At 42.6% G+C, this 26,979-nt stretch carries 16 protein-coding genes; 4 read left to right on the forward strand and 12 right to left on the reverse strand.

Annotation, left to right across the window (positions count from 1 at the left end; translation table 11 throughout):
- Nucleotides 1–18 precede the first annotated feature (18 nt).
- Entirely contained in the window at nucleotides 19–975 is a 957-nt protein-coding gene (gene metF / locus NPE20_RS17155; RefSeq protein WP_256539914.1) for a methylenetetrahydrofolate reductase [NAD(P)H], read from the forward strand.
- A gap of 138 nt (nucleotides 976–1,113) precedes the next feature.
- Here metF and NPE20_RS17160 read toward each other — a convergent pair whose 3' ends face one another.
- The 3 genes from NPE20_RS17160 to amaB all read right to left on the reverse strand — a co-directional run bounded on the left by NPE20_RS17160 (nucleotide 1,114) and on the right by amaB (nucleotide 6,891).
- Nucleotides 1,114–3,495 carry a hypothetical protein gene (locus NPE20_RS17160; protein WP_256539915.1) on the reverse strand — a complete coding sequence of 794 codons (2,382 nt, stop codon included), beginning with the start codon at nucleotides 3,493–3,495 and terminating at the stop codon, nucleotides 1,114–1,116.
- Nucleotides 3,496–3,619: 124 nt separating this feature from the next.
- Nucleotides 3,620–5,269, reverse strand: a complete 1,650-nt coding sequence (locus NPE20_RS17165) for a S8 family serine peptidase (RefSeq protein WP_256539916.1) — start codon at nucleotides 5,267–5,269, stop codon at nucleotides 3,620–3,622.
- 80 nt (nucleotides 5,270–5,349) lie between these two features.
- A complete protein-coding gene (amaB, locus tag NPE20_RS17170; RefSeq protein WP_256539917.1) occupies nucleotides 5,350–6,891 on the reverse strand; it encodes an L-piperidine-6-carboxylate dehydrogenase in 1,542 nt (513 codons plus the stop codon).
- Nucleotides 6,892–7,126: 235 nt separating this feature from the next.
- Here amaB and NPE20_RS17175 point away from each other — a divergent pair, with 235 nt between their 5' ends.
- Nucleotides 7,127–8,530: a tetratricopeptide repeat protein gene (locus NPE20_RS17175; protein WP_256539918.1), complete on the forward strand. Its 1,404-nt coding sequence runs from the start codon at nucleotides 7,127–7,129 to the stop codon at nucleotides 8,528–8,530.
- 378 nt (nucleotides 8,531–8,908) lie between these two features.
- Nucleotides 8,909–9,178: a hypothetical protein gene (locus NPE20_RS17180; protein WP_256539919.1), complete on the forward strand. Its 270-nt coding sequence runs from the start codon at nucleotides 8,909–8,911 to the stop codon at nucleotides 9,176–9,178.
- Nucleotides 9,179–9,248: 70 nt separating this feature from the next.
- On the opposite strand, the gene NPE20_RS17185 is transcribed toward NPE20_RS17180, so the two are convergent.
- The 9 genes from NPE20_RS17185 to NPE20_RS17225 form a co-directional block, all read right to left on the reverse strand.
- The gene (locus NPE20_RS17185; RefSeq protein ID WP_256539920.1) at nucleotides 9,249–10,052 is read right to left on the reverse strand and encodes a carboxylesterase family protein; all 804 of its coding nucleotides are present in this window, start codon (nucleotides 10,050–10,052) and stop codon (nucleotides 9,249–9,251) included.
- Between the two features lie 110 nt (nucleotides 10,053–10,162).
- Complete coding sequence (locus tag NPE20_RS17190) at nucleotides 10,163–11,512, reverse strand: glucoamylase family protein (protein WP_256539921.1); 1,350 nt, start codon at nucleotides 11,510–11,512, stop codon at nucleotides 10,163–10,165.
- Between the two features lie 52 nt (nucleotides 11,513–11,564).
- Entirely contained in the window at nucleotides 11,565–13,250 is a 1,686-nt protein-coding gene (locus tag NPE20_RS17195) for a glucoamylase family protein (RefSeq protein WP_354003263.1), read from the reverse strand.
- Nucleotides 13,251–13,343: 93 nt separating this feature from the next.
- Nucleotides 13,344–14,177 carry a LamG domain-containing protein gene (locus tag NPE20_RS17200; RefSeq protein ID WP_256539922.1) on the reverse strand — a complete coding sequence of 278 codons (834 nt, stop codon included), beginning with the start codon at nucleotides 14,175–14,177 and terminating at the stop codon, nucleotides 13,344–13,346.
- A gap of 21 nt (nucleotides 14,178–14,198) precedes the next feature.
- Nucleotides 14,199–15,668, reverse strand: a complete 1,470-nt coding sequence (locus tag NPE20_RS17205; RefSeq protein ID WP_256539923.1) for a RagB/SusD family nutrient uptake outer membrane protein — start codon at nucleotides 15,666–15,668, stop codon at nucleotides 14,199–14,201.
- 21 nt (nucleotides 15,669–15,689) lie between these two features.
- Nucleotides 15,690–18,725: a SusC/RagA family TonB-linked outer membrane protein gene (locus NPE20_RS17210; protein WP_256539924.1), complete on the reverse strand. Its 3,036-nt coding sequence runs from the start codon at nucleotides 18,723–18,725 to the stop codon at nucleotides 15,690–15,692.
- Nucleotides 18,726–18,984: 259 nt separating this feature from the next.
- Complete coding sequence (locus tag NPE20_RS17215) at nucleotides 18,985–21,870, reverse strand: ligand-binding sensor domain-containing protein (protein WP_256539925.1); 2,886 nt, start codon at nucleotides 21,868–21,870, stop codon at nucleotides 18,985–18,987.
- Nucleotides 21,871–22,064: 194 nt separating this feature from the next.
- The gene (gene trhO, locus NPE20_RS17220; RefSeq protein WP_256539926.1) at nucleotides 22,065–23,024 is read right to left on the reverse strand and encodes an oxygen-dependent tRNA uridine(34) hydroxylase TrhO; all 960 of its coding nucleotides are present in this window, start codon (nucleotides 23,022–23,024) and stop codon (nucleotides 22,065–22,067) included.
- A 147-nt stretch (nucleotides 23,025–23,171) separates the two neighbouring features.
- A complete protein-coding gene (locus NPE20_RS17225) occupies nucleotides 23,172–25,652 on the reverse strand; it encodes a DUF5686 family protein (RefSeq protein WP_256539927.1) in 2,481 nt (826 codons plus the stop codon).
- A 132-nt stretch (nucleotides 25,653–25,784) separates the two neighbouring features.
- Here NPE20_RS17225 and kbl point away from each other — a divergent pair, with 132 nt between their 5' ends.
- The gene (kbl, locus tag NPE20_RS17230; RefSeq protein WP_256539928.1) at nucleotides 25,785–26,975 is read left to right on the forward strand and encodes a glycine C-acetyltransferase; all 1,191 of its coding nucleotides are present in this window, start codon (nucleotides 25,785–25,787) and stop codon (nucleotides 26,973–26,975) included.
- Nucleotides 26,976–26,979: the final 4 nt, after the last annotated feature.

A 26,979-nucleotide genomic window follows, 5' to 3' on the forward strand; every position in this document is an offset into this window, starting at 1 on the left:
TCTACGCACCGATACAACATGAAAATAACGGAACATATAGCCAACGCCAACGGCAAAACACTTTTCTCATTCGAACTTATACCACCTTTAAAAGGACAAAGCATCCAGGGTATTTATGATGCTATTGACCCGCTGATGGAGTTTAAGCCGCCGTTTATTGATGTTACATCGCTGCGCGAGGATTATATCTATAAGGAGCACGAAACGGGCTTGTTAGAGAAACTGGCCTACCGTAAGCGCCCGGGCACTATCGCCATTTGCGCGGCTATTATGAATAAATATAAGGTAGATACTGTTCCGCATTTGCTTTGTGGTGGTTTTACCAAAGATGAAACCGAGAACGGACTGATAGACCTGCAGTTTTTAGGTATTGATAACGTATTGGTTTTACGTGGCGATGCCCGCCGTGGCGACGCCTCTTTTGTGCCTACACCCAATGGCCACTGTTATGCTACCGACCTGCTACAGCAGGTAGTAAACATGAACAACGGTGTTTACCTGCACGAGCATTATGAAGGTATCCTAAAAACAGATTTCTGTATTGGTGTTGCGGGATATCCCGAAAAGCATTTTGAAGCCCCCAACCTAAAAACCGACTTCAAGTATTTAAAACAAAAGGTTGATATGGGTGCAAGCTTTATTGTTACCCAAATGTTCTTCGATAACCAAAAGTATTTCGATTTTGTAAATAACTGTCGTGCGGTAGGCATCAATGTTCCGATCATTCCGGGCTTGAAGCCGATCACGACCTCAAAACAATTGGTTAATCTTTCAAAAACCTTCCATATCGATATCCCGGAAGCACTGAGCGATGCCATACACGATTGTAAGGAAGAAAAGAACGTAAAAGACATTGGTATAGAGTGGATGATAGAGCAATGTAAAGAACTGGTGAAGTTTGGCGCACCTGTATTGCACTTTTACACAATGGGTAACCCCGGCCCAACTAAAAGAATTGCTGAGGCGATATTTTAGTAGCTAAACAAATCCACCCTGTCATTTCGAACGAGGTACGAGGAGAAATCTTTTACACCATGCATCCGTTGAAGCATGTTATACACCTTGCACTTGTAAAAGATTTCTCTCTATCGTTCGAAATGACAAGAGAGGTTTTCACAGCGTTTTTTCTATATGCACCAATTTCCCGTCGAAGTTCATGCCTTCTAACACAACTTTAAACCGGCGGGTAACATCGTTGTTGTAAAATTTAATAAGGTACTCGTTCTTTTCTTTATCCAGTATGATATTAGGGTTCCAGTAAAGGGTAGTGCGCAAGTCGGGTGCAGTAACAGTATTAATTACAGTAGCGTAATCCGGACTGAAAAAATCTTTTACCAGGGTGTATCCTGCTAAAGGGAGCATTTTGTTATTTTTATCGTTATAAACAAAGCCTTTGCCCCTTTTAGTATAAACGGATATTACACCACCATAAGCACCAAAGGCGCCACCCATTGATGGATCGTATATTTTAATATAATCAACATCCATCATTGGGGTATTACGGATATCAGCGGTACTGGATGAGAAATTATTCAGGAAAAAAGCCACGGGATCATTCCGCCAAACAATAGATGGGATATCGCCCAATGGATTGCTGATCCTAATACCTGGTATTTTACCCTGTAAGTATTGAAACAACGAACCGTAATTAGTGGCCCGTGGGTCGTTACCAACTAGTATATTGGTTGAGATACCATCTTTAAAAACACCGGCGGTATAAACTTTATCTATTTTTTTCTCCTGCGAAATGCCTTTTGATTTTATCTGCACCTCCTTAAGTTCGCGGGTGTTTTTAAGTTGAAGCATGTAGTCCTGTACCCGTTTTGATAATTGCATGGGCGCGGCATTTAATGTAATGCTCGTATCCGGCGCCGGTTTCATAAACGGGTAGATATAGTTTTTCACCAGGCCATTATCAACAGTGAGTTTTATTTTATTTGATGCCAGGTTTTTGTCCTGAAACTTAAAGTACAACTTTGCGTCGCCGTAATAGATCAGGCCATCCCTAAAAAAGCCTGCATTATCGCTTACTTGTAATGGCAGCATTACCGGACTGCCATCGGGCGTTTCTACATAAATAGTGGCATAAGTGCCCGGCTTAAATCCGTTGGCCCTAACACCACTTACCTTTCCATTAATACTTAAAAAACGATGATTGGGTATAGTATCGGGAAGCGTTTTGGTGGTATCAGTGCTCCAGTTATATTTTCGCCAGCCATGGGTAAGCATTACCAGGTCTAAATTTTTCGCGGCATCTTCTGTTTGGTTAGCAAAGTAATAATACGGGTTAACGATCTTTCCCCGCAGATCACCGGTTAAAAGCAGGTGCGAAACAATATTATCCCGGTTTGGCGATACATCATCTATGTCGGCATCGGTAACCGATATAGAGTAATTGGAACGGATAGTATCTTTTACTGCCAGCTTTAACTGGTTTAACCCTCGTTTTAACTTACTAATTGCTGTAAAATTGGTATCTACATTAAAACTATAATCGTGGTTGTTTACGAAAGTTATGCGCTCTGCAACCGGCTTTAGGTTTTTGTTGAAAACAGTAATATACAATATCCCCGACGGCATATCTTTTACGGGGATGGTACCATTTGACATTTCCGCATTTGAAAGATCAACCTTTATCTGGTAGGTAATAGTGCCGTTGCTATGCGCCACCAGCGTTACCTGTTTATCGGCAGCATCGGCATCTTTAGATCGGAAGATGTAAAACTTTTTACCTGCGGCAACATCAGCTATATGCAGGCTTATACCGTTTGGCTTTGCCGTTGGCAAAGCCGTAGTATGTTCGTTGCCACCTGCATCTTTCCATATGGCAGTGTAAGATTGATTAGGTTGCGCAAGCATAGTAAATGCGCCCATCCCATCGTGTGTGGTGGCAAATTCTGTTACCGTATTGCCATTGCTTTTAATAATACCTTCGGCTTTAACGGGCATGCCGTTGGCATCGGTAACCTTAAAGGCCATCAGCGATGGTATGCCATTTACCCAATCGCCGCCCTCGGGTAAAAAATGTATAGCCGGTGGCGTGGAGTTTGCAACTTCGGCCGTTTTTTGAAGATTTACAACCGATAGCTGCTTCATATAAATAAAACTGCTATCGCCTTTCAATGTAACCTCGGTATAAGCCCGGCAATAAACCGCATGTATAGCGGTATCTGTTGGCAGTACTATATTGCCCGATGCGGTAGATTCAAATATGGGCGCCGTAAGTCGGTTAAGCACTTTGCCGTTATTATCCAGCAGTTCCAGGTAAAAGTTTTTGCCCGCCCTTGATCTTTTAGAACCGGTGAACAAGTAAGCTTTAAACCATACCGTATCGCCGGTAACATAGCTGGTTTTATCGTAGTGGATGTATATTTTTTCCTGCGGATCTTTCTGTAATTGGGTATTTACTATCTGGTCAATGCTTTGCGCAACGCAAAAATTAGAGCAAAATAATAGGGTAATAACAAAAGATAATCGGACAAATAATAGGTTCATTAGGTTGTGAAGAATTACAGATGAATGTAATCACTTTTTAACAAGATTAAAAGCAATAATTTTTTGTCCAATAAAAAAGCCGGACTAAGAATAGTCCGGCTTTTTTTAGCACATGGGAAGGGGATTAGATCCCTCTTTCGCCTTTTAGTTTTGAAGCGGCAAGTAATGCCCTGTAAGCATTAACTATGCCACCTGTTTTTGAAAGGCTTGTAAAATCAACCTTTTCGGTAGTGCTGCCCGGTTTTAAAACCATGGTGCCCGTTAAAGGTACTGCCGATTCTAATATTACCTGTTTAAGCTGTTTAGCGCTTAGGTTTGGATAATATTCCAAAACCAACGCGGCTATACCTGCCGTGATTGGCGATGCAAAGCTGGTACCATCGGCTGTGTTAAATTCGGCATCCATATTTACAGATGTTACCTTAACACCGGGTGCAAATACATCTACATTTTTTTTGCCATAGTTGCTGAAGCTACCCGCAAGGGTCTCGTTCAACTTATCGGCAGATGCGCCAACACTTATTACATTATCGGCATCAACGCCAGATCCATCCTCAAAAATATCGTTCGGAAATTCCGGCTGGGCGTCAACATCCTGGTTGTCATTGCCGGATGCCTGTATCAGCAATACATTTTTTTCTGCAGCATATTTAAAGGCTGCGTCAACCCAATCTTTATGTGGTGATAGTTTTTTACCAAAGCTCATGTTAATGATCTTTGCGCCATTGTCAACCGCGTAGCGTATAGCATTAGCAATATCTTTATCATACTCATCGCCGTTTGGCACGCCTTTAATAGACATAATCCTTACGTTATCGGCAACGCCATCTATACCATATTTGTTGTTACGTACGGCGCCAATTAAACCCGCCACGCCTGTGCCATGTTCCGCATCGGCAAATTTTAGCAGGTTGCTACCATAAGGTTTACCGTCGTTTACATCGGGGTTATCGCCAACAATACGTTTGCGTGCATCCAGATCAGGATTAACATCATTGTTAAGTTTAGCCAGGTATTCGCTCAGGTCATTAATGATCTTGGCATTGGTTTGATCACCGCCCTCTTGTTCAAAAACCGAGGTCCATACCGCTTTACTCTGTTTAACAGTATCGCTGGCAGCAGTGATTTTTGCCAGATCGGCCTTCTTAAAAGAAGAGCCGCTTTGTAATTTAAGCGCTTTTTTAACATAACCGCTGGTGGCCATTAAAGCGTTCATTATTGGCTGTAACTGCTGTATTTCGGTGTTAGCTTTTTTAAGTGTTGCATCATGGGTAAGCTTTACCTTTTCCCAGTAAGCAAACTCCTTTTCGCTGCCCGCAGGTGCCGATGAAAGCGTTTCGTATTTGCCTTTCAGTCTGTTATACTCACGAACCTCTTCGGTAGTTTCGGTAAAATCGCACTTGCCACCCGGGCCGCCCAGAAAGTTCCAGCCGTGTACATCATCAATGTAACCATTCTTGTCGTCGTCAATGCCATTGCCCGGAATTTCTTTCGTATTAACCCATAGTATAGGTTTAAGATCGGCCTGCGCGGTATCAATCCCGCTATCAATAGTGGCAACCACCACGGTTTTGCTTTTTTTGCCTTTTACAAATGTATAGGCCTGGTTTAAACTGATCCCGAAATAGCCATCGGTTTTAAGATCCATCAGATGCCAGTTTTTTGGCAATTCGGCAGGTGCTTTTGTTGCTGCTACCTGCGCGGTTGAATTAAAGCTTATTAATAAGGCGCTGCTCAATAATACGCCGGTAATAGTTTTGCAAATTTTGTACATACTTTCTTTATCTGTGTTTTACCCATTTGTTGCCGTTGACTTTAGCCAACGGATTACAAGGTTATTAATATAATATTTGTTTACAGGTCAAATTTAATACCCTGCGCTAATGGCAACGTTTTAGAATAGTTTATAGTATTTGTTTGGCGCCTCATATAAACTTTCCATGCATCAGAACCAGATTCGCGACCGCCGCCGGTTTCTTTTTCGCCGCCAAATGCGCCACCTATCTCAGCACCCGAAGTGCCGATGTTTACGTTGGCAATACCACAATCAGAACCCGCGTAAGACAGGAACCGCTCTGCCTCGCGCAGGTTATTGGTCATAATAGCTGATGATAAACCCTGCGGAACACCGTTCTGCAGTTCGATAGCCTCGTCAAGATCTGCGTATTTTATTAAATAAAGAATCGGCGCAAATGTTTCATGCTGTACAATTTTGTAGTGGTTCTCTACTTCGGCAATGCATGGTTTTACGTAACAGCCCGATGAATAGGCTTCGCCTTCCAGCTTACCGCCTTCAACAACAAACTTCCCGCCCTCGGCCTTGCATTTCTCTATCGAATCTAAATACAGGCTAACCGCATCCTGATCTATTAGCGGGCCCATATGGTTGTTCTCGTTTAGCGGATCGCCAATTTTTATTTGTCCGTATGCACTGATCAGTTTTTGCTTAAACGCTTCGTAAACACTTTCGTGGATAATAAGTCTGCGTGTACTGGTACAACGCTGGCCTGCGGTACCTACCGCGCCAAAAACAGCACCTATGAGCGACATATCCAGGTCGGCATTCTCTGTAATGATGATAGCATTATTACCACCAAGCTCTAAAAGGCTTTTACCTAAACGCGCGCCTACAGCAGCACTCACCGCTTTACCCATGCGGGTAGATCCGGTTGCCGATACCAGGGGCACACGGGTATCGTTGCTCATTAGCTCGCCAATGTTGCGGTCGCCTATAACCAGGCAGCTTACCCCTTCGTCAATATTATTGCGTTTAAAAACCTCCTGCGCAATGTGCTGGCAGGCAATAGCTGTTAAAGGTGTTTTTTCGGATGGTTTCCAGATGCAAACATCACCGCAAACCCAGGCCAGCATAGCATTCCAGCTCCATACAGCAACAGGGAAGTTAAAGGCCGATATTACACCAACTATCCCCAGCGGGTGATACTGTTCGTACATGCGGTGCTCGGGGCGTTCGCTATGCATGGTAAGGCCATATAATTGGCGGCTCAAACCTACCGCAAAATCGCAAATATCTATCATCTCCTGCACCTCGCCGTAACCTTCCTGCAGGCTTTTGCCCATTTCGTAGGATACCAGTGTGCCTAACTGTTTTTTATTCTCGCGCAGCGAATCACCTATCTGGCGTACTATCTCGCCACGCTTAGGCGCAGGTATTTGTCGCCAGGTTTTAAAAGCTTTTTTAGCCGTTTCTACAACGGTATTATACTCATCTGCAGTAGCAAATTTTACAGCGGCAATTTTTTTGCCGTCGGTTGGCGATACAATATCTTTGGTAACAGCATTGTCGCTGCTACCCCATTGAGTGCCAGTACTAAACGCATGGTTTATGTCGTTTATATGTAAATGATCAAGAATATCTTTAATTGGTAAGCTCATAATTGGTACTTTTGTCAAAGGTAAAAATCTTTAAGGCAATTTCTACAACTCATCCCTCGCCGGCTAAAATGCTTTACATTTATTATCAGTTACTTGTATTAATATCTGTTAATAATGTTTGTATGTTGAAAACTAAATTGACTTATGGAAGCTTATTGTTGTAATTTGAACTCATGTTTAAGCCTTGCGGATAAACATCCGCCTGGGAAATATGGTGTTCTGCAAATAAACTTGAATGGAAGAAGAATTTGAATTTGGTTTTACCGAAGATCCAAAGTTTTCGGTAGAACGGTACGAAGAGATGATTCGAAATCATGATCAGTACTTTTTTGACGCGCAGGCGTTTGAGAACATTATAGACTACTACATAGAAAAGAACGACCCGGCAAAAGCCCTGCAGGTATCCGAGTATGCCCGCAATCAGCACCCGTTTGCCGCTGTATTCCTTATAAAACAAGCCCAGCTACTGGTAGTTACAAATCGTGCATCAGAGGCATTTGCCGCATTGGATAAAGCCGCCATGCTGGAAGCAAGCGACGCGGATATCTACATCATTCGCGGTAACCTGTACGAAAGTATGGAGCGTAACGCCGAAGCTTTAGAGAACTACGAAAAGGCGCTTGACCTTGCCGAAGAAACTGACGAGATACTATTGCATATTGCCTACGTTTACCAAAACATGGGCGATTATGATACCGCCATTACTTACCTTAAGCTTTGCTTAAAACAGAACATGGAAAACCAGGATGCCCTTTACGAACTGGCATTTTGTTACGATGTTTTGGATAACCAGGAAGAAAGCGTTCAGTTTTATCAGCAGTATATTGATAACGAACCTTACAGTTATGCCGCATGGTACAATTTAGGTAACGCTTATACAAAGCTAAGCTTATTCGAGAAGGCGATAGACGCTTACGATTACGCTATCCTGATAAAAGACAGCTTTGCATCGGCCTATTTCAATAAGGGTAACGCTTTAGTTAACCTGGAAAAATATGCCGAAGCGATTGATGTTTACCGCCAAACTTTTGAGTACGAGCAACCTAATGCCGATACTTATTGCGCCATTGGCGAATGCTACGAAAAGCTGGAGCAGATGGACGAGGCACGTTCGTTCTATAAAAAATCGGTTAAGATGGATCCTAAACTGGCTGATGCCTGGTTTGGGATTGGTGTAACGCTTGATTTTGAAGAACGTTATTTTGAGGCACTGCACTTCTACAAAAAAGCTTTAGATCTGGATATTGCCAATGCCGACTACTGGTTTGCCATTGCTGATGCCGAATACAAATTGGGCCACATGCCCGAGGCAGAAAGCGCTTACGAAAAGGTGGTAGAGCTAAATCCGCTTGATGTGGATGCCTGGCTGGATTACTCGTCGATACTGTACGAACAAAAACGACTGGTTGATGCCATTGAGGTAATATCGCAGGCCATTAAAAACAACCCGGATGCTGCAGAGTTGTACTATCGTATGGTAGCCTACCTGTTTGCCAAAGGCGAATACAACGAAGCATTGAACTACCTGGAAATGGCCCTTGCCGCCGATCCGGAGAAACATTATATATTGTTTGATTACCTGCCTCAACTGCAGGAAAACAAGGTGATCATTGATATTATAAACAGGTATACGAAGTAGGGATTAGTGATTGGAGATTAGAGGTTAGTTGTAAGTCATTACGGCTCTTTTAAGGCCGAAAAATAGCTAAATAAATACGGGTTTTTTGCCCGGCAGATAATATTCAAATCCGACTCAATCAAATGTTAAAAGCCAGACAGCAATGTTTGGCTTTTTTGCTGAATGACAAATCAATTGTTACAAGCCATACTATTATATTAAAAAGTGGTGGCACTGATTTATCAGTAGCTGTTTTTTTAAGTCGTTGATTTTTAGTGAATTAAAAACTATTCGCACCGTTCACGGCCGTGAACGTGAACACTTTAAAGGGGAAATTTAACTACTGACGTTTCCAAACAACCCCATCTTCTATACGTTATTCTTTAAAACCGAATAATTATGAATACCCCAAATACACCCCCCGGCAATAAATTTCCTTTAGAAGGCGAAACCGGCGACCCGAAAGTTAATGCGGCAGAAAAGGATGTGATCACCAACAAGGACGAAACCAGTCACATAACCAATAAAGATGGCGCTGTTGCAGATACCGATGGGATAGAAGAAACCCTCAGCGAAAGCGAACCTACAACGGAATTAAACGCCGATAACCACATTACCAACAACGATAGTGCAGCAACCAACGAACTGGAGTCTGACGAACAATTTTAATAGATCATTAAAGAATAGTATCAAACATGCTTCAATAAAAAAGCGGCCCAAATTTGGACCGCTTTTTTTATTATTTACTATGCGAAAAAAGCCAGGGGATAAGCTGTGGTTCTGCAAAGGCATCGTCCCAGCTGTTGTGATCGTCTTTAGGGTAAATGGTAAATTTGGGATCGGCGCCTGCGGCCTTAAGGGCATCTACCACCACTTGCGAATGTTCAAACGGTACCACGCTGTCTTTGGCCCCATGGAAGAACCATAAAGGGATTTTTTTAGCATATTTTTTAACGTTATTGGTGTTATCGCCACCACAAATAGAAAACGCGGCTGCAAAAGTATTTGGCTTACGCCTTAGCATTTCAAGTGTGCCCATGCCACCCATTGAAAGGCCGCCTATGTACACCTGTTTTTTGCTGATAAAGGGTTTATCAAGCATTTGGTCAACAAGGCCGAGCAGTAAGTTCATGGCGCAGGTAGGTTTACCGCCTTCCTGGAAATTGAATATTGTTTTACGTGTTATCAGGTTTTGGTCTATTTTAACATTGGGCCAAAAATCATCTTTAGGGCATTGCGGGAAAACCACTATGGCCGGATAGTTTTGGCGAATGGTATCGTTCAAAAATAGCTTTGGCCCGTATTTAATTTGTGCTTCGTTATCATTACCCCTTTCGCCGGCGCCATGCAGCACAATTATAAGCGGGTATTTTTTTTGAGGGTCAAACTTTTTGGGGAATAAAATGCGGTAAGGCAGCGTGTCCGTTTTCATGATAAACGACCCCCTGTCAAAAGATGAGTTGGTTTGGGCCTGCGCTAAAAAAGGAAATGCCAGGTACATTGTACCCAGCATTATCAATATTCTTAATTTTTTAATCGTCATGTGCAATTAGTTCAGTTTTGTTACTAAACGTAAATTAACACCTTTCCATTCATTTTGCTTTAAATATTTTTATGATAGAATAAGTTTTGCACTGTTATCTGCATCAAAAACTATTTTTTCGCGATAGCAGCGCTCTGAAAATCAAGCTTTTTCAACCCGTTCTGAACCTCGGGGCAACTCATAAATAAGTTCCACAATAATCCCGAGCGATAATTCTCTATCATCACAATAATTGGCCCCTGGTCAATAGCCAGGTATGATTTGGCATACCAGTTATGCGATTCGCTAAAGGCATCGGTAAAGCCATATTCGCCCCATATTTTATCACCCAGGTCATAATAAAAGTGGCGTAGTGCTTTCATAGAGTACTCCGGCGTGTACGGGAACGCGGATAATGCCGCTGTTGGTGTAATAACGCCCAGGTCATTATCCGGCGAGTGCGCGTTATAACCTTCAAAGTTATCGCTGGCAGTTAAGCCCCATGTGTTTTCGCCGTAGCCTTTAAATTTTTTAGGGTTATCAATACAGTATGCCCTGTTAATAAGGGTATGGTTCAGGTTTTGTTCCCAATAATCGGCATACCTGTCCTTTAGTCCTTTAGGATTTAATCCCAGGAAAGAGTATTGGGAGAAGAACAGCGGTCCGCCGTATGGAAAACCTAATGGCAGCCTGTATCCATAATAAGTGTGGCCATTTTTAAAGAAATCGCTTTGCGCCCAGCCCCTGTGGTAAACATCGGCACTAACCGGGTAGCGATCTGCAGATGCTGCAAGGATATAGGTTATTAAACACTCGTTAAACCCACGGATAGGGAAGTTCATGGCCCAACCATTGTTCGGGCTCCAGTGCCAGTACAGGTTGTCGCGGCCTTCGTGTGTGTACCAGCTCCACTCTACTTCATTCCATATCCAGCTTATTACATCGCGTATACGGCGTTCTTTTTGATTGTTGGCAACATAATATTGCTTGGCGCATAAAAGCCCCTGCAGCAAGTATGCAGTCTCTACCAGGTCGCCGCCATCATCCTTACGGCCAAAGCGTATGGTTTTACCCGTTTCGCCATTTAACCAATGCGGAAATACGCCATGATATGCATCGGCCCTGAACAAGAACTCCACTATCTTCAGCATACGATCAACAGACTGTTCATGGGTGATGAACTTGCGGTGATCTGCAGCTATCATGGCCATTATCCCAAAGCCCGAACCACCGGTAGTTACTACCTCGTCGCCATAATCAAAAGATTTGTTGCTGCGCTCGCGGGCAAGGCCGCTAACAGGGTGACCAAAATCCCAAAAGTAACGGAACGTTTGGCGTTGTACTACATCTAAAAGAGCGCTGTCGCTCAAATTTTTTATGATGCCTACCGGTTTAATGGCTCCCTCAACCTTTGCCGGATTTTGCGCCATGCAGCAAACAGATGCAATTGCCATGCAGGCTGATAGTAATATTTTCTTCATTGGATTAGATCAGTTAATAGTTAAACAGGCATATCGCGTGCCTTTATTTTGTTTATAAGTTTGGGCTTGTAAAGCCTAAGCCTTTCATGCCGGTTTTTACTTCGGGGCAGCTCATAAATAAGTTCCATAAAAGGCCGCTCCTGTAATTTTCTATCATCACAATTATGGGCCCCTGGTCAATAGCCAGGTACGAATTGGCAAACCATGGGTTATTTAAATTATAAGCGTCATAAAAGCCATAGTCGCCCCACATTTTATCACCCAGCTTGTAATAGAAAAAGCGTAGTGCCGCCATTGATTCTGTTGGGGTATAAGGTAACGACGATATGGCTGCGGTAGGTGCAATAACACCCACATCGTTTGTTGGCGAGCTTGCCGTATAACCACCTTCAATATCGCTTGCGGTTAGGCCCCAGCTATCGGCGCTATACCCATAATAGTTTTTAGGGTTGGCCACACAATATTTATAATTGATCTGGCTGTGTGCTTTGTTCTGCTCATCATAGTTAGCGTAAGCATCGGCCAGATTATTAGGGTTAATACCCAAAAAGGAGTAATGCGCGAAAAATAAAGGGCCGCCCTGTGCCGGGCCTAAGGGTAGTTTTACACCGTAATAGGTAGCTCCGTTTTTCATGCTGCCATTACCTGCCCAGCCGTTGTCATAAACAACTTTGGGCACGCTGTGCGTTGTTGACGATGCTGCCAGTACATAGGCGATTAGCCCTTCGTTCCAGCCGCTAATTTTCATGTTGATGGCCCAGCCGTTGCTTGGGCTCCAGTGCCAGTATAATACGTTTTGATTGCCCTGCCTAAACCAATCCCACTCTACGTTATTCCAAAGGGTGTTGATATTCGCACGTAAAGTGCTTTCATCTGTGCCTGCGCCGTTAAAATACTGGCGCGCAGTTAACAGGCCTTGCATTAAATAAGATGTTTCTATCAGATCGGCACCATTGTCCTGCGCGCTAAAGGGCTGTACAGCACCGCTTGTTCCGTTAAGCCAATGCGGAAATGCACCATGAAATGTCACCGCCTTGGTTTTTAAAAACCCCACTATTTTTTGCATGCGTGCCAAACCTTCGGCGCGGGTTATAAAGCCGCGATTAACCGCGACAACCATAGCCATAATCCCAAAGCCTGAGCCGCCTGTGGTAACCACATCGCCTGATGTATTGCGCTCGCGTGCCAGGCCGCTTACCGGGTGGCCAAAGTCATAAAAGTATTTAAATGTCTGTTTCTGTACCAGATCAAGCAGTTGATTGTCTGATATAGCGGCGAACTTGTTAGTAGAATCGATACCTGTTGTAAGGTTGATAGTAAATGCCGATTGTAAACTGCCGCTCTTGGCCGATTTAAGGCCCGTGGTTACATCTAAAGTATATTTAGTGATAGCGGCAAGCGTAGGCTTTATGATAACGGTGCTGTCGTTGTTTTCGTAAGTTGCCGCGTAAGTAACTGCGGCACCGGCTTTATCTTTTAAAGTTATAGCTGAAGCAACGGTAGTTTTGTTAAGCGGTGTTGTGAAAGTTAGTTTAATAACCGGGGTTTTATTTACATTGGTATAGGTAAACCCACTGTTTAAACCATTCACCTTTAATGCGAAAAAGCTAAATGACGATGGTGTTATAGGTGGCGGCGTTACCGGCGGTTTAGGGTTTGGCGTACCGCTTTTACCACAAGCAAATAATACTAAGGCAAGCAAGCTTAATCCGGCAAAAATCTTTATATCTCTCATCATCAATACTTTTAAGGTAGCAATACCTGCAAACTAAATTTCAAAAAAAGAGGCTGCCCGGTTATACGCCGAACAACCTCATACTCAATCAAATGTTTACTTTCCGCGACCTTCGAGTTTGGCAATAGAGCCAACTTCTATGTCGCTTAACGCTTTGTTATAAATTCTTACTTCATCTAATTTACCGGCATTGAAACTTGCCCAACCTTCGGCGCCATGGCTGGATGTTTGGCTTGGAGTGGTCATAAATTGCGGTGCTCCAAAAACAAGGTTACCTTGGTCTTTAAAATTTAAAGGACCTGTTACACCCGGGAATGGCCCACTAAAAACTCTTGAACCATTTACGTAAACCTTGCAGGTTGATGTTGCGCCATCATAAGAAAACGCGATGTTTACAAACTTATTGAACAGATTTTTTACGCCATTTACTTCCAGTGCTTTGTCGTCAGTGCCATTAAATAAGTGAAAACGTAATAATCCGTTATCATTTGTACTTCCGTTTTCAAAGAAAAATTCAATATTTCCCCAAAAGCCTGTTTTATTAGCGAGCGAAAATATAGGGATAATACCCACTGATGGCGGTGGCGTGTTTATCCATTCGGTAATGGTAAAGCTTTTAAGATTGGCTACAGCCGATGATGGGGCAGCTATTACGTAACTGTTTAAAGCGCCCTGCAAAGCATCGCCTTTAATACCTTCGGCAAAGGTTGTGCCGGTAGCAGTGCCCGCGGTGTTTGATACACTATCAACCAAGCTGTTATCAAATCCCCAATAGGCAATCAGGCTTTCTTTGGCAACCTCGTTAGCTGCAGTATAGCCGTTTATATCTAACGGCGGTGCATAAGTTGACGGATCAAACTTTTTTTGGCAAGATGACAGGCCTGTACTAATAAGCACAGCCGTCAATATATATAGGTTCGTTTTTTTCATAACATTAAATATCAATAGTTATTAATTATACCCCGGGTTTTGAACTAAAGTTCCGGCAGACAGGTCAAGCTCATTTTGAGGGATTGGCCAAACTTCGTTCTTGTTCGCCTTCCAACCTTTAGGGCCAAATACCTCTAATGCACGACCCTGGCGTATCACATCAAAATAACGGTCAAATTCCATAGCCAATTCTACCTGGCGCTCGTGCCATATAGCTGTACGTAAAGCGGTTTGATCGGTAGTTGTAATTTTAGGTAGAATGGCATTGTTACCACCACGCGCACGCGCCCTAACCAGTTCAAGATCGGCCAATGCCGTTGTAGGGTCGCCTGTTTCGTTAGCTGCTTCGGCATTCATTAATAACACTTCGGCATAACGTAAAACCCTCACGTTTTGATCTTCGCCCTGGTTTTGTATAAACGGGTAACTTTTAGGCACATATGATTTTTGATTATACCTTGGGTTTGGCCCGGTTATCTCAATAGCATCACCCTGTGGTGTGGTTTCACCCCTGAAGATTATCGTAGCATCCATACGTGGATCACCAGGTTCAAATGCATTAACTAAAGCTTCGGTAGGTGTATTAAAGCCCCAGCCAAGGTTAAGGTTGCCCGGTACGCCTTGTATTTGCGAATACTGGCTTGTTGCGGCACCTCCGCCTAAGCTTTGCGCCTGTATTTCAAAAACTGATTCTGAATTGTTTTCATTAGGGATTCTGAATGATTCTTCAAAATTAGGGAATAAGCTATAGCCAAAACCTTTAACTGTATTAGTTAAACTTAAAACCTGATCCCATTTTTTCTGATACATGGCAACTTTAGCATGCAGTGCTATAGCAGCACCTTTTGTAGCACGCCCAATATCGCTTGAGCCATAATTCTGTGGTAAAACAGTAGCAGCGTCAGTTAAATCGGTTTCTATAGCCGCCCATACATCTGCTTTAGGTGTACGCGGAATGTTATACTCAGTAGCATCTTTTGGCAAATGCAAACGTAGTGGTACATCACCAAACGCACGAACCAGCCTAAAGTATGAATATGCACGTACAAATTTAGCTTCTGCTAAATAACGGTTCTTTAGGGTCGCATCCATATCGATGTTAGGCACATTATCTAATACCTGGTTACAAAGCTGAATGTTTTGATACTGCCCGTTCCAAAAATCCTGGATCTGGCCTTCTGTTGCTGTTACAGTGAAGTTATCGAATGCATTCATATAAGAAGCATCGGCTGGTGTGCTACCTTTTTCAGCCTCGTCAGATCCTAAGCTTTCGATGGCCATGGGGGCAAAAGCGGTGTTGTTCCATACACGTAAGTTGGCATATATAGAGTTTATGGCTTTTGAAGCGTCATCTGCGGTTTTAAAGAATTCCTGGCTTGGCTGCTGCCCTTGCGGCGGTACATCAAGGAAGCTTTTTTTGCATCCCTGTGATATTAGCAGCACTGCGCACGTACTTAAAGCAAGTGCGGTTTTAAAGTTTTTTATAAACATGACTTTAAATATTTTTAATTGTTAAAATGTAACATTTACACCGAAGTTATAAGTGGCATATAGCGGGTATGCACCATTATCAATACCGGCATTTATACCCGGCTGATCGCCTTGTCCACCAATTTCTGGGTTGAACCCTTTGTATGAAAAGGAATTAAATACGTTTTGCCCACTGGCAAAAATCCTAACCCGTTTCATAAATAATTTTGATGCAACTGCAGATGGAAGGGTATAGCCTACCTGAACGTTTCTAACCCTGAAGTAAGCACCGCTTTCAACAAAAAATGTATTAGGTAAATAGTTTTTGCCACCACCTACGTTAGCAGACGGATAGGTATTTGAAGTCCCTTCGCCATGCCAGCGGTTGTCATAAAAGTCTTTGGTGAAGTTTTCAGAACCGAAACGCAGGCCTTTATTGGCATTATAAACATCAACCCCGGCAACACCTTGCAGATCAACTGATAAGTCAAACGCTTTGTAATTAAGGTTTGCGCTAAAACCATACAGGTATTTAGGGTTAGGGTTACCAATTGTAGTACGGTCTTTGGCGTCAATAACATTATCGCCGTTTAGGTCTTTATACTTAAAGTCGCCAGGTTTTGCATCTGGTTGTAATGAGTTAGTTATTTCGGCCGTATTTTGGAAAACGCCGTCAACAACTAAACCGTAGTATTCGCCAATTGGCTGCCCAACAACTGTACGGGTGCTTAACTGGCCACCTGTTGCAGCTGCGCCGCCACCATAAATTGGGTTAGCACCGGTAGCTGTTGATAACACCAGGTTATTATTAAGACTAAAATTGCCGCTTAAGCTGTAGTTAAAATCGCTGGCTATTGTACCTTTCCAACTTGCTGCAAATTCAAAGCCTCTGTTACGGAAAGTAGCCTGATTACCAATGATAGTACCACCACCGGTACCTAATGAACCTAAAACAGGGATTGCAAAAATTGCTTGCTCTGTTTTCTTTTCATAGTAATCGGCTTCAAATGTTAGGCGGTTGTTTAAGAAGGCCATTTCCAAGCCAAAATCGGTACCAACACCACGCTCCCAATAAGTAATAGGAGGCACAATTTGTGTAATGTTTGCGCCTGTTGCAGGTTGGCCATTATAAATAGCTGTAAATGCAGCAGAATTATTAACAACCAAGGTGGAAAGGTTAGCCGGTACTGATGCGTTACCAATTTTACCCCAGCTACCCCTGATTTTTAAATTGTCAAAAATGTGCTGGTCTTTCATGAAATCCTCATTGCTGATAACCCAGCCCGCGCCTACTGAAGGGAAGTAACCCCAGCGTTGATTGCCAATAAATTTTGACGAACCATCACCACGAAACGAAGCATTTAATAAATACTTGTTTTTAAAAGAGTAATTAACCCTTCCAAAATATGATTCGTACGTTGCCAAAGCACCACTGTCATCAATAGTACGTGGGAAATTAGGATCGGTTGTAGTGCTTCCTAAACGCAGGTAAAGGTCACCATCGCTTGTGAAAGGTACATTACGCGCTGATGCTGTAATATTGTACGATTTGTAACGCTGTGATGACTGACCAGCCAATACGGTTAAATGATGGTCGCCGAAAGTTTTATCAAAGGTCAAGGTATTTTCCCAGATCCAGTTTCTTACTTCACCCCTTGATACATTAAGGGTGCTGTTATCATTTAACTGTGTTGCGGTAGCCTTATAAGCAGGTACGTAACCTAACACTTCTGCCTGGCCAAACTCACCACCAAAGCTGGTATGAAAGGTTAAATAGTTAGTGAATTTGATATCAGCAAACATATTACCGGTTATACGGTAACCGTTTGAGCGTTGGTTAAAGAAATCTAACTGTGCTTGTGGATTGTTTGTAGCGGTACCAATAGGGAAATCATTAGGATCACCATAAGCGCCATCGGCATAATAAACCGGTACTACAGGCGCTGCAGTAAAGCCTTTATAGATAACGTCTCCGGGCACATCTCTTGATTTGCTGCTTTGCAAAACAGCATTATAACCTAATTTTAAAAAATTAGTTGCTTGCACATCTTGTTGCAGGTGGGCAGTTATACGGTCATAATTATTACCAACAACTACACCTTGTTGTGATAAGTAACCTGCAGAAAAAGAGTAGGTAGACTTATCTGTACTGCCACTAACGGTAAGGTCATGCTTCATAGTGAAAGCGTTACGCAATACTACGTTTAACCAATCAGTGCCCTGGCCAAATTTGTTTGGATCCGGGAAAGTAGTAGGGTCTGCCGGGAACTGTATAGCGTTCAACTCATTTATTAGTGTAGCATACTCGGTGCCATTAGCCAACTTTGGTTGGTTAGTTACCTTTTGCCAACCGGCATAAGCGTTATAACTAATAGATGGCGCGCCTTTACCTTTTTTGGTAGTTACCAAAACAACGCCATTTGCTGCGCGAACACCATAGATAGACTCACTTGATGCATCTTTTAAGATACTGATGTTTTCAATATCATTTGGGTTTAAGAAACTGATATCATCAAACCATGCACCATCTACTACGTATAATGGGTTGGCATTACCGTAAACGGTACCAAGGCCACGTATCCTTATCTGCGGAGATGAGCCCGGGCCACCTGCGTTTGTTATTTGGACACCGGCCACTTTACCCTGTAAAGAGCTCACTGCATTTGTAGATGATTGTTTGGCGATATCTTCTCCTTTTACCTGTGCTACCGAACCGGTAACATCCAGTTTACGTTGGGTACCGTAACCAACAACTACAACCGCCTGCAATTCGTTTGTGCCCGATTGTAATTTGATATCAATATTGTTGCGGCCGGCTATTGCAACATCCTGCGTAGCGTAACCTATATAGGATACCTGCAGGGTTGCGTTTGATGCTGCGTTTAACGTGTAAGCGCCGTTAACATCGGTTTGGGTGCCTGTTGTTGTACCTTTCACGGCAACTGTTACGCCTATAAGCGCTTCGCCGGTGGTAGCATCTGTAACCTTACCTTTAAGGGTTAGGGTTTGTGCCAACACAGCAGTTGTGAAAAAAGTAAACAATAGCAGTAACCCCGAGATTGTGTAAATTCTCTTCATAGTGGTTAATAATTTTTTTAAGTACTGGGTTAATTGGTTTTTGTAGAGTCGAAATTGTGCAGATAATATAATTTTAACAAATAATGTAACTCTACATTATTACATCAAACGAAAAATACTTTCTCAAAAATTTTAAGAAGAAAATATAAATAACTGATATACAAATAATTATAATATCATAGTGTAGGCGTTACATACTACAAGGAGGGCATATAGGAGTATGCTATTATTTGTGCTGATGAGAGGTAATGATGTAGTGTTATAGCTCAATGAGAAACTCCACAAGGTTCTTATCGTGCTCTAAATTGAGCTTTTTACGCAGCCTGTAACGGCGGATCTCTACCCCGCGTAAAGAAATGTTTAATAACGACGCCATTTCCTTACTGCTCATATTCATGCGCAGGTAGGCGCACAGCTTCAAATCGTTAGGTACAAGGTCTGGGTGGCCGTGCTTCAGTTTTTTAAAGAAGTTCTCGTGTGCCTCGTTAAAACTGTTTTCAAAAACATTCCAATCACGGTCATCGCTCATGCCTTCGTCAATAACCTTGTGTATTTTTTTCAGCTGATCTTCTGATAGTTTTTTGCCATTACTATCTTTAAAGTTGTTTATCTCGTCGCTTATTTTCTGAAGCAGTTCGTTCTTGTAAACAATGTTCATGGCCGAGTTTGCCAACTCGCGGCTTTTGCTTGCCAGGTCGGCCTGTAACTGTTCGTTCTTAATGGTAACAATGTGCTGCTCGTTGGCCACTGCCTCCTGGCGCACAAACTCTTCTTTCTCGCGCTGTAGTTTTTCCTGCAATTCGTGGCGGTGGCGCTTTAATTTTAGCTGGTAATAATACCTGATGATGTAATAGATGAATATCAATAACAGTACATAAAAAGCAATGGCAAACTTGCCGGCATACCACGGAGGTAAAATTTCAAATGTAAAGGTTGTTACTACCGATACGTTTTCGTCGTTAATTTTGGCCCTTACTTTAAAGTGATAAGTGCCCTGGTTAAGGTTGGTAAACTCTTTTTGAGTTTGCGAACTCCAATCGCTCCATTGCCGCGAGTAGCCTTCTAAAAAGTACTGATACTTAATATTCGATTGTTTGTAATAGGGCAGTGAGTATGCTATGCGGATATTATTTTGGTTATAGGGGATGGAGATCTCCACATTATCGCTGTTCATATCGCTCAGTGCCGATGTTTTATCGGTAATGTTTTCCACTTTACGAATTAGCACCGGGGGCAATTTAAAGTTAGGTTGCTGTAACGCGTCCTGGTCGTTTAAAATAACAAAGCCATCATCAACACTGATCAGGTAAATTTGGTTGTTAATGAGGTTAATGTTCTCATAATTTTGTACCATTTGCCCGTTGAGCATGCTAAACCGGTTAGAATCGATAGTAAGCTTGCCCGGTACCGAAAGATCTGCCAGTGCAACGCGGCCGTGGTTTATAAACCAGTACTTTTTACCAATGGCGGCAATTACTTTGTTAGATGATGCAAAGGTGTGCAGCTTTTTATTCAGCTGCTGATACTTGTAAAAACGATCGGTAATATCGTCGTAAACATAAAAGCCCGAATCTGAGGAAAAAACAATTCGGTTATCCAGGTTAAACACCCCAACGTTATAGCTATCGGGTAAGCCCGAGCGCTTGTCGTAGTATTTTTGAGATATTACCTTTTTGTTATCCGCGCTCAGCATAACCTTATAAATGCCTTTATAAGCGTGGCTCACCCATATTTGGCCTTTATTGTCCTGCTCTACATAGCGCGATGGCTCGGTAAAGCCCTCTACTTTATGTTCAAATACCCAGTTACCGGCAGCATCTTTATGGTAAATGATGAGTCCGGTATAGGTGCCTTGAATGAGGCGGTCGGTATTAAATTTTTTAAGTGTCCATCCACCGCTTAGCGATGTTATTTTGGTGATGGAGCTGCCATTAACCTGAAAAGTACCGTCGTTGTGGCCGCAAAGCAGTTTGCCATCTTGTAAAGAGAGCTCCCATACCTGGCCTTGTGAACCGGGGATCAATTGGAAATCAAATGACTGGAACAGCCGTTTGGTACCGGGGCTTACCCATTCGCTATAAAAAAGACCCTGGTTAGTACCGAGGTATATTTTATTATTAAAAATAATGCTGGAGTAAACCGTACCAAAACGCCCGGTTTTATCGAAATAAAAATACAGGGGCGAGTTTACTTCTATACGGTCAATCCCGTTATCTAACCCTGCCCAAAGGTTTTGCTCGGCATCGGTATAAAGGCTTAAAACGGTGTTGTTTTGTAACCCGCTCGATTTATTGATGTGTTGTACCACGTTGCCCGCAGTATCTATGATCACTATGCCATTTAAGATAGTGCCGTACGCAAAGTACTTGCCTGGTATTATAGCGCCGTTATTTAACTGGTAGTTTTTAAGGAAATCATTAGCCTGGTTTTGCCATGGTTTCATGGTGATGCCGTCGTAAATGAACAGTCCGTTTTTGGCGGTACCAATAAGGTATTTATTTTGCTGAAAAGGTAATATTGATAAAACCCTGCTGCCTAATATATTGCTGCCTGTTATATAGGTGAGCTTATTATTTTTGAGTTCAAACAAGCCCGCATCAACTTGCTCAACAAAATACCGGCTGCCCGTTTTAAACAAGAACAGGAACGGTTTTGGCGCTTTTACAACGCTGATTTTGCCATTGGCATAAATATAAATGGAGCCGAACGATTGAAATATCACCTTATCCTTGTCTACATAGATCTTCCAGGTTTCTTCTTTAATGGGCTGGTCTTTTTTGGGGACAAGGTGTGTAAGCGATTTGTACTTCAAAAAGCCTTTCTGGTCGTTTTCCCAATAACCAAATTCGCCAAAGCCACCCGAATATATTTTGCCTTTACTATCGGCTGCTACCGAGCGTACAATTAACCCGTTTGGCATGCGGTTAAGCTGCCAGTATTTACCATCGAACGAAAGCAGGCCCTCGTCATTACCAAAGTACATAATGCCATGCTCATCGCGCGTTACCGACCAGTTTTGATTGCCCGATTGATACTGGGCCTTGGTGTAATTTTGAACATACGGTACACCAATGCTTTTTATATCGGCCGCCTGGGTGCAGATATTAATCACTATAAAAAAAGCAAACAGAAGGTGTTTACGCATAAGGGTATAACGGTGCAGCTGTAATTATACGAAAATACTATTTGCTATTGAATAAACAGCGTGGGCATTTGGCTGAAATCGAAATCCTGGTCTGCAATCCGTCGGCTTCAGCCGACGGCAATGAAGTAATATTGTTTTTTGATCTTTCATTGCCATCCCATTTATGGGACGGATAAAAGCATTACACATCGGCTTTAGCCAACCAGCTGCACCGCGCCTTTTTTAGCTGTATTTACCGGTTGCGGAACTTTTACATAATACCCCGTACCATCATAAACGCGTTTGCGCGGATGCGATTGGCAGGTATCGCTGCAGCAGCCGTCCATTTTAGTGCCGCATTCGTCGCATTGGGTAAAATGCTCGTTACACTCAGGGTTGGCGCAGTTTATCATTTTATGCGTAGTGGTGCCGCAGTTATAACATGTAGATATTACTACCGGGTTAACACTGTTCACATCAACCGAAAGACGGTTATCAAACACATAACATTTGCCTTCAAAATCTTCGCCGCCGGTTTCTTTACCGTATTTGATAATACCACCATGTAACTGGTAAACTTCGCTAAATCCTTCGTGCAGTAGCAGGGCCGATGCTTTTTCGCATTTAATGCCGCCGGTACAGTAGGTAAGAATTTTTTTATCTTTGTATTGCGCCAGCTCATTTATCATGGCCGGGAAATCGCGGAAGTTTTCAATATCCAGCGTCACCGCGTTTTTGAATTTACCCAATGAATGCTCATAGTTAGAGCGCACATCCAGTATCACCACATCATCACGGTCTTTCATGGCCAAAAATTCTTTTGGTTCCAGGTGTTTGCCGGTTTGCTTTTGCGGATTGATCATATTAGGGTCGCGCAGGCCAGAGTGAACGATCTCTGATTTGTAGCGACAGTGCATTTTAACAAACGAAGGTTCGTCCACTTCATCCACCTTAAAATCGATACCGGCGAAGCGCTCGTCGGCATGCAGGGTATCCATATAGGTTTTACATGCTTCGGCTGCGCCGGATACGGTACCGTTCAACCCCTCGTTAGCCACAATAATGCGCCCGGTTAACCCAAGAGATTTACAAAATTTTAAATGATCGGCCGCAAATTGCTCGCCATCGGCTATTGTTGAATAACAATAGTAAAGTAGTGTGTTGTATTTTCCCATAAAATCATTGATGCCGCTGCAAACGGTGTTAAATGAAGTGCAAAGATAAATATTTTAGTGATTAGTTAATTAGAGGTTAGAGATTAGTTGTTTCCGGTGACAAATTACCCCTTTTAACTAATCTCTAAACTCCAGTCTCTAATCTCTCTACCTAATTCCGTAAAATATCCTGAACCCCTGCAGGTATTTTTTGTTGCCCGCATAGGAAATACCATAATCAACCCGGAAAATTAAGCGCTGTACACCCACATAAAACTCCCTGTAATTTGGGTTGCCTTTTGTGGTTAAATAGTTGGCGCCTATTACTTCTTCGAGTTTTAATTTCCGTACAAATGGCACCTTGTTTAATATCGACCCGGCAAAGTTATGCTGATAGTGGGCTTCAAAAAAAGCGCCGTTTGTGCTATAAGTATAAAAAGGCAGGAAGTGGAAACTACCAATATAGGTAGGATCAAAGGTGGTACCCTGGTTACCTAAATAGTGGTAATAATCCATGTAATACAGGGTGTTGTTATTAAAGTAATCGCCCCCGGTTAACTTAAAGGATGAAAACCCGGTTAGCCCTATCCTGATGTTTGATTGAGAAATATCCGCCGAAGCAAAATCATAATCAACATCAGAGCCCAATACGCTCTTTATCCCCTTACGATAGTTAATGGTAAGCGTTGGATATTTTGATGGTAAATTGAATTTACCGGTTGGCCTGGTTATATACTGCTGATCGAACGAGAAGCTAATTGATGTTTTAAATGTTAAGGCCTGGTTCTGCGGAAACAAAAATGAATGGTCATCAGCCGGTGTTCCCGGGGGGGCTAATGGGTTGTTAGAGGTGTACTCCTTATTTTTTACATCGCGGATATGGCCAAAAGAAGTATTATATAACTGACTGCGGCTTGCATAATTTAAACCGCCCATCCACAAAATACCATTCCATAGTTCGCGCTGGTAACCAAAACCGGCATACTGCGACCGGTAATATTTTACGTAGTTGTTTTCTGATAATAATGTACTCAGGGTATTAAAATATAACGAGCGGGTGCCCACGTTATTCAGATCGAGTACATCGCTACCAAAATCTACATAATATTTGGCGTTATGGAAAGGATCGTTCAGGTACTCACTGTGTATGTTGGCACTAAAAAGTTTATTGCCAAAGCCATAGCGTACGGCCGGGGTAATGCTGTACGAATGCAGTTCATCAAGTACGTGGGTATAACGAACCTTGGCATTTATACCAAAGCCCTCTACCGTGTTGTAGTAAAACGTTTGCAGAAAAGGGAAAACATAAAGTGAATCTTTTTCGCTGCGATTGCTGGCACTGTACCCGAATATTAAATAACCGGGGTAGTTAATGTTGTTTTTAGTATGTTGTATCGAATCTAAATACTGGTCTGTTTTTTTGTAAGCGGCAATGCTGTCTTTCTTTCGATAATCGCGGGTTTCTAACGGGGTTAGGGGTACCGGTCGATTTGCGCTCCAATAATTTTCGGGCTTAATATTGGCAGCTGTATCTATCCTTAATACTTCGCCGTTAAAAAAGCCTTCGGGGAACTTGGGGTTTATTTTATAGTTATTGTAAATACCCTGGTAATAGCCCCCAAACTTAAACCCTAATACCGATCCGCTAAAACTAAGCTGCACAGCCGTCGGCATCCAAACACTATCGGTAATGGGTATATATTGCTGGCTTATTTTAAGCGTATCAACCAGGTTAAGACTGTTCATTTTGTTGGTGAGCAAAAGATCTGTGCTGTAAATGCGCCAGTCGCCCTCAACTATATAAATATATCCCTGGAAATACTGGCCGTTTTCGCGCCGCGGAATTACCTTTATTTTATCAATGGTGCGGCCGTTTTGTACACTGGTACCAATTAATTTATAGTTGTAAAACGTAAACGCGTTTGATGCTACAGGCGAAACATAGCCACGGCTGCTTAGGCCATTTATTTTTATTACATCATTATAAAAATTTACCTGCAGATCTGACCCCTTACTGTAACTGAAAGCGGTATTTATACCCGCTTCTTTTGATGCGATGGTAACCTCCTTTACTCTATTTGGCCTTTTAAAGTTAAAAGTAGAGAGCAATTCCGATTGATAAAGTATCCCGCGACCATTAGAGTCAAGATCTAAGGCTTTCCTGACCGCTGCGCTTGTTAATGATCTTGGAGAGCTTAATAACCTTTGTACCCCTTTTATATAAACCGAACATGAATAACTATCTGCTTCTTCTAAATGTGCTTTACGGCTACTAATAACCATGCGCATAATGGTATCGCCGGGATCAAGGTTTTGCTTCCATTTGTCAGATATCCGGCTAAACTTAAATATCTCATCCGGAAGCTGCACATTATGCACCTCGTCATGGTCAGTGATAGTAATGTTTTCCGTTAGCTCCTGATAACCCGTAAAGCGATAGGTAACATTGTAGGTGCCGGGGCTTAATTTAAACTGATAATGACCTTCTTCGTTAGCAGTAGTGCCATAGGTAGAATTACGGATATAAACAGATGTAAAGGGAACTGCCTCGTTTTTTTGACCCGTAATAATGCCCGACAAGGTGTATTGTTGTGCCGAAGCGGTAAATACTGTTAGCACGAATAAAATAGCAAGTAAGTATCTTCTCATATAGGGCTTTTACGGTTAATACCATTTAGCTGCAAAATGTTTGTTTGCTATACGTAATTTATATTAAATGTTTTACATAACCATTCAATTGCATGTTATTGTTTAATTTTGCGGCCTTAATACTCATTTATTATGTATAAAACACTACAGCCGGTTTTACAACAGGAGCTTGCCGACATAGAAAGTGCCGGACTATATAAACGTGAAAGAATAATTACTTCGCCGCAGGGTGCCGATATTACTGTGCAAGGCGGTAAAGAAGTTATAAACTTTTGCGCTAATAACTATCTGGGTTTATCGGCCCATCCAAAGGTTATAGCAGCTGCCAAGGCAACTATGGATACACATGGCTACGGCTTATCGTCTGTACGTTTTATCTGCGGTACGCAGGATATACATAAAGAGCTTGAGAAAAAGATCTCAGAATTTTTGGGTACCGAAGATACCATACTTTACGCCGCAGCATTTGATGCCAACGGCGGTGTGTTCGAGCCTTTGTTTAACGAGCAGGATGCTATTATATCTGACGAGTTAAACCATGCCTCTATCATTGATGGAGTACGTTTGTGCAAAGCCCAGCGCCAGCGCTACAAGCATGATGACATGGCCGACCTGGAAGAGAAACTAAAGGCCACGCAAGATCTTCGCCATCGTATTATTGTTACCGATGGTGCATTTTCCATGGACGGTACCATTGCCCAGCTGGATAAAATTTGCGCATTGGCCGAGCAATACAATGCTTTGGTAATGATAGATGAAAGCCACTGCAGTGGCTTTATGGGCAAAACAGGTCGCGGTACGCACGAGCACCACAATGTAATGGGTAAAATAGATATCATTACCGGTACATTAGGTAAAGCATTAGGCGGTGCATCTGGTGGGTTTACATCGGGCCGTAAAGAAATCATTGATATGCTGCGTCAGCGTTCGCGCCCATATTTGTTCAGCAACACTTTGGCCCCGGCTATTACCGGCGCTTCTATTGCAGTGCTTGATATGCTAAGCGAAACTACCGACCTGCGCGATAAGCTGGAAAGCAATACCCAATACTTCCGCGAAAAAATGACAGCCGCGGGTTTTGATATTAAGCCGGGTGTACACCCAATTGTACCGGTTATGCTGTACGATGCCAAGCTGGCGCAGGAGTTTGCCGCTAAAATGCTGGAAGAAGGTATTTATGTAATAGGTTTTTACTACCCGGTAGTGCCACAAGGAAAAGCACGTATCCGTGTGCAGATCTCGGCCGCGCATGATACCGCGCATTTAGACAAGGCCATTGCCGCGTTTACCAAGGTGGGTAAAGCTTTAGAGGTGATTAAATAATTAC

The organism is Mucilaginibacter aquariorum, from assembly GCF_024498135.1.
GTDB classification, from domain to species: Bacteria; Bacteroidota; Bacteroidia; order Sphingobacteriales; family Sphingobacteriaceae; genus Mucilaginibacter; species Mucilaginibacter aquariorum.

What these genes read in the sequence shown, in the direction of transcription:
- NPE20_RS17200 (WP_256539922.1), bottom strand. Translation starts at nt 14,177, where the DNA reads ATGAAAAAAACGAACCTATATATATTGACGGCTGTGCTTATTAGTACA.
- NPE20_RS17165 (WP_256539916.1), bottom strand. Translation starts at nt 5,269, where the DNA reads ATGTACAAAATTTGCAAAACTATTACCGGCGTATTATTGAGCAGCGCC.
- NPE20_RS17205 (WP_256539923.1), bottom strand. Translation starts at nt 15,668, where the DNA reads ATGTTTATAAAAAACTTTAAAACCGCACTTGCTTTAAGTACGTGCGCA.
- NPE20_RS17175 (WP_256539918.1), top strand. Translation starts at nt 7,127, where the DNA reads ATGGAAGAAGAATTTGAATTTGGTTTTACCGAAGATCCAAAGTTTTCG.
- NPE20_RS17210 (WP_256539924.1), bottom strand. Translation starts at nt 18,725, where the DNA reads ATGAAGAGAATTTACACAATCTCGGGGTTACTGCTATTGTTTACTTTT.
- NPE20_RS17195 (WP_354003263.1), bottom strand. Translation starts at nt 13,250, where the DNA reads ATGATGAGAGATATAAAGATTTTTGCCGGATTAAGCTTGCTTGCCTTA.
- NPE20_RS17225 (WP_256539927.1), bottom strand. Translation starts at nt 25,652, where the DNA reads ATGAGAAGATACTTACTTGCTATTTTATTCGTGCTAACAGTATTTACC.
- NPE20_RS17185 (WP_256539920.1), bottom strand. Translation starts at nt 10,052, where the DNA reads ATGACGATTAAAAAATTAAGAATATTGATAATGCTGGGTACAATGTAC.
- metF (WP_256539914.1), top strand. Translation starts at nt 19, where the DNA reads ATGAAAATAACGGAACATATAGCCAACGCCAACGGCAAAACACTTTTC.
- NPE20_RS17215 (WP_256539925.1), bottom strand. Translation starts at nt 21,870, where the DNA reads ATGCGTAAACACCTTCTGTTTGCTTTTTTTATAGTGATTAATATCTGC.
- NPE20_RS17160 (WP_256539915.1), bottom strand. Translation starts at nt 3,495, where the DNA reads ATGAACCTATTATTTGTCCGATTATCTTTTGTTATTACCCTATTATTT.
- trhO (WP_256539926.1), bottom strand. Translation starts at nt 23,024, where the DNA reads ATGGGAAAATACAACACACTACTTTACTATTGTTATTCAACAATAGCC.
- amaB (WP_256539917.1), bottom strand. Translation starts at nt 6,891, where the DNA reads ATGAGCTTACCAATTAAAGATATTCTTGATCATTTACATATAAACGAC.
- NPE20_RS17190 (WP_256539921.1), bottom strand. Translation starts at nt 11,512, where the DNA reads ATGAAGAAAATATTACTATCAGCCTGCATGGCAATTGCATCTGTTTGC.
- kbl (WP_256539928.1), top strand. Translation starts at nt 25,785, where the DNA reads ATGTATAAAACACTACAGCCGGTTTTACAACAGGAGCTTGCCGACATA.
- NPE20_RS17180 (WP_256539919.1), top strand. Translation starts at nt 8,909, where the DNA reads ATGAATACCCCAAATACACCCCCCGGCAATAAATTTCCTTTAGAAGGC.